Here is an 11905-nt window from a genome sequence, read left to right as displayed (position 1 = left end):
TTGCAAAAGGCATTCTGGCGATCCGTCATGAATGCCTTTCTTTTAATACCCAACGTACATGGATTGCTGGAAAATTTATGAGTACCCTGTTTCGCTCTTCGCTCTCCTTGTGCTATTTCATCATGATTTTGGGATGTACATTGCCCATCGTTTTTTTTGAATTCAGCACAAGCCGGATTGAAAGTTATATCGGAAATTATCTCTTGAATGAGAAGCGAAAATCGCTCTCAGCGTTTTTTCTAAAACGGCGGCTTGAGCTAGATGATAATATGAGGGGCCTGCTTGACAAGGCTCAGTTCAACTGTGGTGTTGATGATAAAAATCTTCTTGCATCACTAAATAAAGGTAATGATGCCATCTCGATATATGGAATGGTCACGGCTCAGGGGGAACTGTGTTCAAATGTCGGTGATATTAGAATATCCGGGCTGGATGAAAATGTAGAGGGGCATTCCTATTCCATCAATGGTGAGCGTGTCAATATGAGTGAAGTAAATGAAGGGGATACTCTGGTACGACTTTCCAAAGAGCAGGGAGATCTGTTCTGGTTGATTAGGTCAGCAAAATTAGACACGTTACTGAATTCACCTTGTAAAGACTGTTTCTCTCTCAATGGATTTTTTCCTTGGGCTCAGACAGGGCTAAATCTTGGTAACCGAAATATTCTGAGCGAGCGTGAGATAAAGACGGTTCCCGTGCTGCAAGAACCAGCTCCCATGGAAATTGTCTTGTCTGCCGGTGAACATTTTCAAACTCATGTCAAAGAATTAACGCTACGAGTGGCATATTTAGTGCTGGCCGTATATTACACGATTTATTTGAGCATGGTATTTTACTTTTTTTTACGGCGAAATAGTTTGTATGGGAAAATTAAGGGTGCATTACTGCACATGGAATTTATCCCCTATTATCAACCGATCCTGGATGTAAATACTCATACCTTGGTGGGGGTTGAGGCTCTGGTGCGCTGGCAGAAAAAAGATGGCACCATAATCCCACCTTCTGCCTTCATGGGCTGTGTTGAAGGTTCCGATCTGATGCTTGAGATGACATCTCAGCTATTACAGAAAGTGATCAAGGATATGGAAAACCTGGCAGATGACATCTGGGTGAGCATCAATATATGCAGTGAACAGTTGGAGAGTGGCGCACTATATGATTTGTTAGGAACACTTGACTGGCCATATCAGAATAGACTGTGTTTTGAGCTGACCGAGCGCTTGCCAATATGCAATGTTGACAATGCCCAGCGTCAGATAGAGAAGCTGGGCCAGCGAGGTTATCACATCAAAATAGATGATTTTGGTGCAGGGTATGGAGGTTTTGCCTACCTGAATGACTTTCATATTCAGCATATCAAGATTGACAAGATGTTCGTCGATGCCATCGGTCGTTGTAACAGACAGGAGAGCATTGTCGATGGAATCATTTTATCTGCTCAGCGATGCGGGTTGCACATTATCGCAGAAGGGGTTGAGCATCCGGTTCAATCAAACTATTTATTGGCACGTGGTGTGGCCATTCAGCAAGGCTACCTGTTTTATAAGCCGATGGCATTTGATGAGTTACTTCAGCTAAGCGATAAACCTGAGCTTGTTGCGAATTGAGTCATTTTGAATCTGAGATAGTGCAATTACTTGCGATTGCGAATTGCTTAGTGCATTGCCACTCGACGTGTAGGCTGTGTTTCTAAAACGGTTGAAAAATGGTCTCCTTATTCTAGCTTCATCCTCCCAGAAAGACGGCATTCATTCTCTTCAAAACTACCTAAATTGGCCTCTTTAGAGGCCCTTTCTATGATTGAAAAATGAAGCGTCTGAATTTGAAGTCTTTGAGAACACTGCCTGGATGCATCTTGGTTGAGGCGTATCAGGAGATCGCGGGATCTGCATACGCAAGCAAAAGATGGATGTTCGCTCGTCTTTCATGCATTTTTTGTTTGCTTTTTACTCTTTTCACTGTGATTTCATGGTTTTTTTATTACTTCGACATGGTGAGGGTGGTGAAATTGCTTCACTTGCTCAGGGTTGCACGACTTCAGCAACAAGTGGCAAGGATAAGCAATCGACAACTGAACAAATACGATGAATGTGGCGCGACAAATAGCGCTACAGCGCTGCTGAAAATAACGAGGTATTGAATGAATATTAAATTGGCTGTAACCGCTGTGACCGCAGCTGTGGTGGGGGCTTTCTCCTTTGGTGTCAATGCTGTGCAAGAGACTCAAACCATACAGATGGCTGCTAACATCAAAGCGCCAAATGCTAGTATGGTCATTAGCCCCACTGCAGGTAGCTGGCCCACCCAAGCCCAGAACATCTCGTGGAATGGTTCTGTCTTCACCAATCCAGCCCCCATTGGTTTTACCGTCAAATCAACGAATGATGTGACCCTGGCACTGACATCGACTGCAGCGCTTGTCGATGGTCAGGCACAGATTCCACTTGCCGTGGCAGTCAAAGGAACTAGTAGTAATGCAACCTCAGTTCCGACGCTGAGCATGACACCGTCAAAGATTTATGATGCCACTACCAATGTATCCTCCGCAGTATCTACGTACACCCTCGGTATAACGGCGACTACTACTGGTATGGTGGGTGCCGATGGTAGCGCAGTCTCTGCGCCCGCACCGGGCAACTATACAGGAAACGTTTCATTGGTGTTTGAGTCCAACCCATAATATCTCCTCCCCCCCCCCTTTTTATCTCTCCGTAGCCCCTTTAAAAAGGGGGGGGGCAATCATGGTTGATATCAGGTATTAGATGGCAATGTTAAAAAAATTAATTGTTCTTCTGGCAATTATCCCGATGTCTATTGGATGGGCGGACAATGCACGCGTGTTTTTTATGGAACCGTCGAGCCTGACAGAGCAATATGTGCCTATCGTGTTGGTAGAGAACGGAGATAGAAAAAACAAAGCCGTTTATCTCTCGTTTGAAGAGGCATTATCTTTTATTTTTACAAAGGAGTCGGCGCTGAATCTCGATATCGCCAAAGCATTGGAGTTGACCCCACCCGGCTTTACCATGAATTTTTCTTGCGAGAAAAACCAGGCGGCGTTTTGTGGCAACTATTCCCAGTTTGAACTTTACTATGATTTTTACCGTAGTGAGCTGCAGATCTCCTATCACAGACCGGACATTTATGACCTGGACCTGTTGGATACAGATCCACTCTTTGTCTTGGCCAACGGGTTGACTTATAGCTATAGCGCATCGCGTGATGGCAATGGGGATGACGTCGTTTATGGGCAATGGTTGGCCTCGGCAGATTATGGCCTTACAAACAGTGTGTCGCTTCACTCTGGCTTGCAATACGACTTTTCTGCCAAACAGCTCACGCCAAATGTGATCAGTCTCAATGCCTATGAAGAGGGCAATGATCTGAGCATCTTCTATAGCAAGCAGACCAATAATCTGTCCAAGCTAGGCAGCGATGGCCTCTACGGCCTTTCTTATGGAAAAAGCAAAGGCACTGGTGTTGATAATACAGGTAATTTTGTGACACTGCTTATTACGACTAACACAGATGGCAACGCCAATCTTGTGAATAAGTTTGGTGAACTAAAGCAGGTTGTGAGAGTTACGCGTGGTATCAATAACTTGAATGTCAATTCACAGGATTTTATTGATGGCATTGTGACCATCAATATTATCGAGAATGGCGTGCTGGTGGATAGTTATGAGCGAGTGTTGGATATGGGGGGTAACTCCAGTGGCTATTCACTGGCCAACATGGCGCTGGGCTATGCAAAGATAAAAAGCGATGACAATACCACCTCACCATACAAGGTATTTGCAGAAGCGACGATGGGTTATATGGGGCTGAGCGCTAAAGTCGGGAGTATCGATGCTCAGGGAAGCTACGTAGATTTACACTACCGCTCCGATCAGGCATGGCAATGGAGCGGCAGCCTATACCACCAGGCCGATGAGCAGACAACGGAATATGATACTCGACTGAGTTACAACAAAAATATCCAGGGCTGGAATTTTTCGCCATCAGTGATGTACCAGAAAAATGAGAGTGGTCAATCGATATATGGTTATATGTCAGTGTTTGGCAGCATCAAAGATTATACGATCAATGGCACCTATAGCCATCGTGAGAATTTTGGCACTTCTTCCGCCCCTCAAAGCCAAGACCGCCTGGATCTCAGTGTTGCATCAACCTTGCACACCAATTGGGCAAAAATAAGGTGGTCAACCTATATGACGACCTCATTTGATGACCAGTATGGTGTTGGCCTGAGCTTGACTTTTACGCCTAATTTGGAGAGGGCAACTTATACTCCCACGGTGAACGTCAATTACTCCGGGGGGGAGTTTAATGCCAGAGCGGCCAGCGAATTCGAGGTCAACGACAATATGAAACTCACCCCTGAGGTCACGTTAGGGGGGAGTGGAATGAGCGGGTATGGGCTTTCGGCATCCTTCAATAATGAGCTGTTACGCTCAGATGTCGGTTTGTATAGGACAAATAGTACAAACGCTATCAACGCAAATCTGCAGAGCAATATCTATATCAGTCCAAATGCAATGTCCATCAGCGCAGAAAACAAGAGTTCTCAGTTTGTCTTTGTTAATCAGGTGGCGAACGAGATGGTGGAGAACCAATCAGAAGTCAGCATCAACGGCGTCAAACGGAAGATAGTGTCAGGGGATAGTCAGCTTGTTCACGTTGATGGAGTGAGGACGCTCTCCAGTGTGTATCCTCTCACTGATAACACCGCAATAAGCGACGAGTACCAGCGTTTTGTCATGCCAAGATTCCGGAGCAAGAAGATCGAGTATCGCTCCTATACTGACCGATGGTTTGTACGTGGCCGAGTGATAAAGCAAGGAAAACCGGTGAAAGGTGCCATGGTAGTGAACCATGTCGATAAGGTGATGTCAGATGAAGAAGGGTATTTCGAGCTTAATGTCAGCCGCAAAACTCCCACGATCACCATATTCGATGGCGGTAATAAATGCGGGGAGACGATGATATCCAACCGCAGCCTGAAAATAGACAATGAGGTATTCGTGGGGAGGCTGGAATGCGCAACCTTGTAATGGCGGTATTGCTATTGTATGCAGGAGGTACTGCAGCTATTGATTTGGAAACATCAGGTAATGCCGCTGGATTTAAGGTGTTTGAAAAGGGTGTATCGAATGGTTCAGGCATACCAGTAATAAAGGCGGATAATTTCGATTCTCATTATCCTAATTGGGGGGATGTTTGTCAGTCAAATTGGGGTAATGCGCTCTGTTGGGTCGATGGCCCCAGACATACCGTTAATATTGAGGATGGTTCTGCCAAGGTGACGCTCAATTTTACTACTGGGAATGGTTATGGGACTGCCAGCACGGTTCTTCCGAGTGGAGAGGAGGTAAGTACAGCCCTGCACGCATACTCAACTCTGATGGCGAGAGAGTATAGAATACAGGTCTCTGAGCCCGTCACTGTGCTGAGCAATACTTGCACCCGCTTTATAAAAGCCCCTCCAAGTGCGGGCGAGGGGGATGCGGCAGAGGTATATGTCTTGGGACATCAGACTCGTTACAGTGCTTGTTCGGTTGAGCTTGATACGAGTGCATGGCAGGGCAAAAATAGAACCCTATCGGTCAGTTTCTCTGCTGCACTCCTTAGATATGATAATGACATTTATCAGCGACTCACCGGCGGAAACTGGCCGCTGACTTCTTATTGGGGCGATAACTTATCCGTAGAGCGATTTGATCAAAACGGCCACTCAATCGCCTCCTCGCGGTTGTTCGACCGCTTGGTGATGCGTTTAAACCTTAACCTGGAAGGTTTTTTTCGTTATACCCTGATGTCAGATAGCAATCAGACAGTGTCGTTTGATTCTGGCAAAGAGAGGGTCAAATCCTTTGTGTTTAATGGTCGTCTCGAAACCAATAGTAAGGATGTCAAGGTGACCGTGTTGTGCAATGAGAAGTTGGGTGATGCTTGTGCATTGAAGAATAAAGAGGGGCAGTTGTTGCCACTCACCATTGGATATCGTCACGATCATCTGGGCGGCCCCAATGTTACGGGGGATATGACGGAGGGCGCTCCATACTTATGGGCAATATCGTCGCGCAATCTCTTGTTTGGGATTATATTCAGGTTGTATCAGCAGGATGTGCTGAACTTGTTGAATACACAACCACTACAGTCATATGAGTTTACTGGCTCGGCAACTATTCTACTGGAAAGCTCTTTTTAAAGGAGGCGCAGTGAAAAAATATTGGTTTTGGTTTGCGTTTATGGTGTGTTCATCATCTTTGCAAGCGATGGGGAATAATGACTTGTTATCCATCACCTTGGACAAGCATTTCTACTTCAGTGATGTCGCTGAGATGAAGTTTGATGTGAGCGTGAAGAATAACGGCTCTGGACTCGCATTTGCTGACATCCAACTGTATAGAGGTGGAATGGTCAAAGATGCCGGCGGCCAACAGGACGTTGTTTTTGAAATTGAAAGTAAGTTGCTGGATTATGACGTTTATCCCAGTTCTGTGATCATTCCTCCTGGGCAGGAAAAAATAATAAAAATAGTCAAGGCAAAGACAGGTGATGAAGCTAAAGAGCAGTTCTATAGACTGAGAGTCATTCCTATTTCACCAGCGGAACTGATTAAGCGAAATGATGCGCTGTGGAAAAGTATGAGCCAGGCTCAGCAGAAAGAGTTGCTGGATGAGGCTGGCACGTCAACCGCAACCTTCAGCCTGTCTATTGGTGCCGGCTCAGTGTTGACGGTGCAACCTAAGAGCAAAGTGGATTTCCAGGCTTTGACATTGTCATCTAACAAAGGTGGGCTGTCTGTCTCCAACAATGGGCAATATACGGTGATGCTGAATGAACCTAAAGTATTTTCTGCCAATGGTGAGTTCGTTTCATTTGAACAAGTGATATTGAAACCAGGTGATAAAAAAGCCTTGGTTGTTGCAGAGCATGACCGTGTAAGAATGGACAGGATAGTTAATAATAAAACCCGACTGACCTATATGAATCAATATGATGAAAAAATAACGGTTTCACTATAAGTATGTACAGATCTAGTTATCACCTGACACCGGCCTCAAACCGGTGTCTTGTTTACGCTACTTTAGAGCGCACTTCCTTCGGTATCCGTTTCTGGCCCGACTTGAACATGCTGTAGGGAGCCTGTCCTTCCATCATCCTGTCCTGATGTCGCCTGGGGGGGAGTGCGTCAGGTCGCTGTCCAGATCTGTCTGCATCTGCTCCACCGATTCATACCAGGTCGTCCGCCCTTTGATGCGGATATGTTCATCCTGCAGGGTGCGATGCGCCGCTCGATAAAACCGTTGCTCTGCTACCTGCGCACCTTGGTTGCCCGGTGCCCAATCCCCTCCGGTTGCAGGAACCGCTCGTAGGGATGATGTCAGGGTAGGGATACTGTCTTGTTATTCGGTCTGAAGCCGTATGACCCCCCTTTGTGGGCAACTGTCAGGTGAATACCCGCCCATGCATCGGCCGGTGAGCTTGCCCGTGCTGGTCGCCTGCACATGCCCCCTCCGGGTTTGCCCCTCCTCCCTCTGACCGAGACAAAAAACAGCCGCAAGGCGGCTGAAAGAGCGAGTCATCATTCGTGACCCGGCCGTAGGCATTCGAGTGCCCCCCTAGAGCGGTTTCGACAGCGGCATGGTGCGCCTTCATTTCACGACCCGATGTTGAAGGGGGGCGCGTCATTTGACGGCGTCGATGGTGAGGGTGCCAGAGGGCTGGGTGGTCAAGGCATCCAGACCCGATTCAATGCGTCCCAGCTTGATGAGCCCGGTTGAATAGCCAAAGTCCCGATAGAAGATCGCCAGATTGCCCCAGGGGGCGTAATAGCTGATATCCCCCACGTCCGGGTCCATGCCCTTGGGCGCACCCTGGGTGGTCAATTGGCGCGGTAGATAGGCAATCTTTTCGGTCTCGGCATAGTCCTCGAACGGCAATGTCAGGGGGAGCATGGCGACAAAGTCCCGGGCGCTGTCACTCTCTTCCAGGGTGGCCGTGATGATCTGGCCGGCGATGGTGATCTTGATGTTCATCTCTCTTGTACTCCGGTTGGCGGCCGATGCGCAGGTGACCGCCAGGAGCAGGGCTGTCGCACAGGGGAACTTGCCTCTGATCATCATTCGTCTCCCGACATGGGCACGGTGCCGTCATCGATGAGAAAACACGGCGAAACGGGGCCGCCGTGTTTTCGGCACTCACTTCAGGTTGGTCTTGAAGAACTGTTCAATCCTGTCAAATGGGATCTGGTCCACTCGATCGTAGAGATCGACGTGGCTGGCACCTTTGACGATGTACAGCTCCTTGGGCTCATTGGCTGCCGCGTAAGCCGCCTCGCTGAAGTAGCGTGAATGGGCCTTCTCGCCGTGGATCAGCAGCAGCGGACGTGGCGAGATCTCCTTGATGTAACTCAAGAGCGGCATATTCATAAACGAGAGGGGGGTGGTCTGTGTCCATGCGTGACCGGAGTTGACCGCCCTCGCGTGATAGCCGCGCTTGGTCATGTAGTAGTCGTGATAGTCCACCAGAAACTGCGCCTCGCCCCCCTTGAGCGTGTTGTAAGCGGCTTGGTAGGCTGGCGCGCCGTTTGCCGCATCCTGCCAACGCTGCTGGCTCAGTTGCTCCAGTATCTTGGTTCGTTGCGCAAGGGTCATGCTGTCGTTGTAGCCCCTGGACATGACGCGGGTCATGTCGTACATGGTACTGGCAACCACGGCCTTGACCCGCTTGTCCACTGCGGTCGCATTGAGGGCCATGCCGCCCCAACCACAGATGCCTATGATGCCGATGCGGTTGCGGTCGACTTCCTTTTGCAGGCCGAGGAAATCGATGGCGGCGCTGAAATCCTCGGTGTTGATGTCAGGCGAGGCCACATCCCGCGGTTGGCCGCCGCTCTCGCCGGTAAAGGAGGGGTCAAACGCCAGGGTGATGAAACCTTGCTCGGCCAGGGTCTGGGCATAGAGGCCGCTCGATTGCTCCTTCACCGCGCCGAAGGGGCCGCTCACGGCAATGGCCGCCAGCTTGCCATCCCCCCGGTTCTTCGGCAGGTAGAGGTCGGCGACCAGGGTGAGGCCGTAGCGGTTCTTGAAGGTCACCTTGCGATGATCGACCTTGTCGCTCTGGGCAAAGGTCTTGTCCCACAGTGTCACCATGGAGACGGGTTCAGTGGGATTGGTAGTTTGTGCATGGCTCATGGTGGAGACTCCGGTCAATGCGACGCCCAGCAGCAGGGCAGACGCGATGGTGCTCAGTTTCTTGGGAAGAACATTCATGGCAAGGCTCCTTGAAAACAGATTCCCGATCCCTGGCATCAGGGAGGTGGTGGCGTGACCCACGGCAGCATTCTAGTTAGAACCATTCGTGATGATTAGGCCGGGATTTTTGATAACATTAATGCGTATTTGTTATTAATCTGGGCGTGCATTGGGCCCTGAACGGACCATGGCGGGCTGAGAGAGGGGAGTGGAACCAAGATGACAAGCCGAGAGAATTACAACGATCTCCACGTCTTCATGCTGGTTGCCCGGGAAGGCAGTTTTACCCGGGCGGCTGCCAGGCTGGGGCTGGCCCAGTCGGGAGTCAGCCGCACCATCCGGGAGCTCGAAGCCAGGCTTGGGGTTCAGCTGTTGGTGCGCACGACCCGCAGCCTGTCGCTGACCCAGGCCGGCGAGCAGCTGTACCGCACGACGCAGGGCAGCTTTCAGGCCCTGGATGCGGGGCTGGCCACGCTCGCCCACTTTCGCGACACCCCGTCAGGCACGGTGCGGATCAACGCCAGTCAGCACGCCATCGACAAGGTGCTGCTGCCCAAGTTGGCCCTCTTCAGACAACGTTATCCCGACATTCGGCTGGAGCTCATCAGCGAGAACCGCTTCGTGAACATCATCGACGAGCGCTTCGATGCCGGTGTGCGGCTGGGGGGCGAGGTGGACGAGGGAATGGTGGCCGTGCGCATCACCCCGGACATGGAGATGGTGATGGTGGCGACGCCGGATCACCTTCTGCAGTACGGTTTTCCGCAGGCACCTGCCGATCTGGCGGGGCATCCCTGCATCGCCTACCAGTTTGCCGATGGCAGCCTCTATTCGTGGGAGCTGTGGCAGGAGGGCAAGCCCGTCAGACACAGGCCCCGGGGGCAGTGGGTCTTCTCCGACAGCTACATGGAGGCGGCGGCGGCAAGAAGGGGGCTGGGGCTGGCCTATGTGCCGGAGGAGCTGGTCACCGATGAGCTGGAGCGCGGAACCCTGATCCGGGTGCTACAGCGCTTCAGCCACCGCCTGGATGGCCTCTTTCTTTACTACCCCCATCGCAACGTGTCACCAGCCCTGAGGGCCGTCATCGACACGCTGAAACTGTAAAGACAGACGACTGAGGCCTTGGCATATGGCGCCGACTGGGTGAACGCCATGATGCCTCAACCGTGTTTGCAGGGGGGACTCGGGCATGTCGGCCTGCCGGGTGCCGATGGTGGCATCGCCCATCGGCGCGACACGGGGTAGATACCAGAGGAAACAGGCGTCAGGAGGCGGATTGGCCCCCTGGATGGGCACAGGATTCAGGCCAAGTTCAGCGCGCCCCCGGTATGGTGCTCAGCGCCGATGCGATGCAACGAATGGCAAGCGAGGCGGCTGCCGGCGCAGGCCTGCCCGTCGACCGTCCGAGACGCCAGGAGCCGCGACCCGGAGTGACTCCCAGGGCTTGTTCTCACGGGCGATATCCATTTCCTGCCCCTGCCCTATGAGCCGCCGGGAGCCGCCGGTTCCGATGCCGACCATGATGCCTTTCTGCCACACCGGCGGCCCCCCCATTCTCATGCCGTCCAGGAGGACATATGACCGGATGCCATCTGCACAAGTGCCACCCCGCCTCTCTCATTCGCCAGACAGGGATCGGTCTGGCCGCCGGCATCTTGTGCTTCCTGGTGCTGAGTTATTCAGATCCTTCTGCCCGAAAGGACGAGCCCGAGGTGGGGGAGGTTGCTCCTGCACCGGCGGAGGCCAGTCTGTCTGCTGCTGGCCCGGATGGGGCCAGTGGCGCCGCAGCGACGTTGAGCCCACCGGCTGAGACCGGGTTCCCCCTGCCTTCCGCGCCCGAGTCGATCAAGGGGCAGGCAGACGGCGCGGCCGGCAGGCTGACCCCCATGCTGGATGCGCCGGTCAGCGGCGCCCTGTCCATCGTGGCCGAAGAGGTCGTGCCGTCTGAGCCGCCAATGGCTGCCGCCCCCTCGGCGCCCCTGGTTGCGGCCGAGCCTGCCGCGATCCCCGAGCCCGTGTCCACGCCTGCCCCGGAGCCCGTGTCCAAGCCGGCAGCGACATCGGTGTCCAAACCGGCCCCCGCGCCGCAAGGCAAGGCGTCCGGCAAGGTCAGCCTGACGCCCGCCAGTGTCCTGCACCAGAAGAACATCAACCACCTCAGCATCCAACTGATGGGCGCGAGCAGTCTGGATGCCGTCGCGCAGTTCGTGCGCGTCAATCGGCTCGTCGGTCAGGTGTGGATCTATCAGACCCGGTTCCACGGCAGCCCCTGGTACGTGGTGCTGAAGGGGGAGTATGCCGGCCTGAGCCAGGCCCAGGCCGCCATTCGCCAGCTGTCGCCAGCCCTGCAGAAGGCGGAGCCCTGGCCCAAGTCCTTTGCCCAGGTGAATCGAGAATTGAAGTCATAAGCCAGCTGGAAGGGGATGGGCCTGAGTGAACAGGCCTGATCCCATGGGGCTTGGGTTGCCGGCGCCCTTGTGGGATAGGCAAGGGGAGGCTGACATGGGGTAGGCGGTATGCCCTTGTCTCCTGGTCGCTTGCGCAATAGTGCAGCGCTGGAGGCGTTCCCCCTTCGTCCTCGATGAGACAGTCCTAATGCAACACACCCGCGTCATTCGCGGGTGTGTTGTTTCTGGCATGCC

9 protein-coding genes and 1 pseudogene are annotated in these 11905 nt (G+C 52.2%); 7 read left to right on the top strand and 3 right to left on the bottom strand.

The genetic code is table 11. The features are described 5' to 3' along the window. Nucleotides 1-77: 77 nt before the first annotated feature. The 5 genes from R2B70_RS14035 to R2B70_RS14015 all read left to right on the top strand — a co-directional run bounded on the left by R2B70_RS14035 (nt 78) and on the right by R2B70_RS14015 (nt 7031). A complete protein-coding gene (locus tag R2B70_RS14035; RefSeq protein WP_318161791.1) occupies nt 78-1607 on the top strand; it encodes an EAL domain-containing protein in 1530 nt (509 codons plus the stop codon). 533 nt (nt 1608-2140) lie between these two features. Beyond that, the gene (locus R2B70_RS14030) at nt 2141-2680 is read left to right on the top strand and encodes a hypothetical protein (protein ID WP_318161790.1); all 540 of its coding nucleotides are present in this window, start codon (nt 2141-2143) and stop codon (nt 2678-2680) included. An 82-nt stretch (nt 2681-2762) separates the two neighbouring features. Next, nucleotides 2763-5054, top strand: coding sequence for a CS1-pili formation C-terminal domain-containing protein (locus R2B70_RS14025; protein WP_318161789.1), 2292 nt, complete (start codon nt 2763-2765; stop codon nt 5052-5054). Next, a complete protein-coding gene (locus tag R2B70_RS14020) occupies nt 5039-6211 on the top strand; it encodes a hypothetical protein (RefSeq protein WP_318161788.1) in 1173 nt (390 codons plus the stop codon). Before R2B70_RS14025 ends, R2B70_RS14020 begins: the two co-directional genes overlap by 16 nt. Before the next feature lie 10 nt (nt 6212-6221). Next, on the top strand, nt 6222-7031 hold the full coding sequence (locus R2B70_RS14015) for a hypothetical protein (RefSeq protein ID WP_318161787.1): 810 nt from the start codon (nt 6222-6224) through the stop codon (nt 7029-7031). A gap of 52 nt (nt 7032-7083) precedes the next feature. Here the strand turns inward: R2B70_RS14015 and R2B70_RS14010 are convergent. From R2B70_RS14010 to R2B70_RS14000, 3 genes and pseudogenes are all read right to left on the bottom strand, one after another. After that, nucleotides 7084-7390, bottom strand: a pseudogene (locus R2B70_RS14010) (IS481 family transposase); the annotation flags it as partial. A 304-nt stretch (nt 7391-7694) separates the two neighbouring features. Further along, nucleotides 7695-8045 (bottom strand): cyclophilin-like fold protein, encoded by a 351-nt coding sequence (locus R2B70_RS14005; RefSeq protein ID WP_318161786.1) that lies wholly within the window; start codon nt 8043-8045, stop codon nt 7695-7697. 162 nt (nt 8046-8207) lie between these two features. Continuing rightward, nucleotides 8208-9281, bottom strand: coding sequence for an alpha/beta hydrolase (locus R2B70_RS14000; RefSeq protein WP_318161785.1), 1074 nt, complete (start codon nt 9279-9281; stop codon nt 8208-8210). Between the two features lie 201 nt (nt 9282-9482). On the opposite strand from R2B70_RS14000, the gene R2B70_RS13995 reads away from it, so the two are divergent. Both R2B70_RS13995 and R2B70_RS13990 read left to right on the top strand, forming a co-directional pair. Beyond that, a complete protein-coding gene (locus tag R2B70_RS13995; protein ID WP_042074374.1) occupies nt 9483-10367 on the top strand; it encodes a LysR family transcriptional regulator in 885 nt (294 codons plus the stop codon). Nucleotides 10368-10840: 473 nt separating this feature from the next. Next, a complete protein-coding gene (locus R2B70_RS13990) occupies nt 10841-11671 on the top strand; it encodes an SPOR domain-containing protein (RefSeq protein WP_318161784.1) in 831 nt (276 codons plus the stop codon). Nucleotides 11672-11905: the final 234 nt, after the last annotated feature.

Origin of the sequence: Aeromonas sp. XH (assembly GCF_033348475.1) — a bacterium.
In the GTDB taxonomy this organism is placed as follows: Bacteria; Pseudomonadota; Gammaproteobacteria; order Enterobacterales; family Aeromonadaceae; genus Aeromonas; species Aeromonas sanarellii.
This window is presented reverse-complemented; position numbering and strand designations above follow the sequence as displayed.

Coding starts and splice junctions, on each gene's coding strand:
- R2B70_RS14035 (WP_318161791.1), top strand. CDS start 78: ATGAGTACCCTGTTTCGCTCTTCGCTCTCCTTGTGCTATTTCATCATG.
- R2B70_RS14030 (WP_318161790.1), top strand. CDS start 2,141: ATGAATATTAAATTGGCTGTAACCGCTGTGACCGCAGCTGTGGTGGGG.
- R2B70_RS14025 (WP_318161789.1), top strand. CDS start 2,763: ATGGCAATGTTAAAAAAATTAATTGTTCTTCTGGCAATTATCCCGATG.
- R2B70_RS14020 (WP_318161788.1), top strand. CDS start 5,039: ATGCGCAACCTTGTAATGGCGGTATTGCTATTGTATGCAGGAGGTACT.
- R2B70_RS14005 (WP_318161786.1), bottom strand. CDS start 8,045: ATGAACATCAAGATCACCATCGCCGGCCAGATCATCACGGCCACCCTG.
- R2B70_RS14000 (WP_318161785.1), bottom strand. CDS start 9,281: ATGAATGTTCTTCCCAAGAAACTGAGCACCATCGCGTCTGCCCTGCTG.
- R2B70_RS13995 (WP_042074374.1), top strand. CDS start 9,483: ATGACAAGCCGAGAGAATTACAACGATCTCCACGTCTTCATGCTGGTT.
- R2B70_RS13990 (WP_318161784.1), top strand. CDS start 10,841: ATGACCGGATGCCATCTGCACAAGTGCCACCCCGCCTCTCTCATTCGC.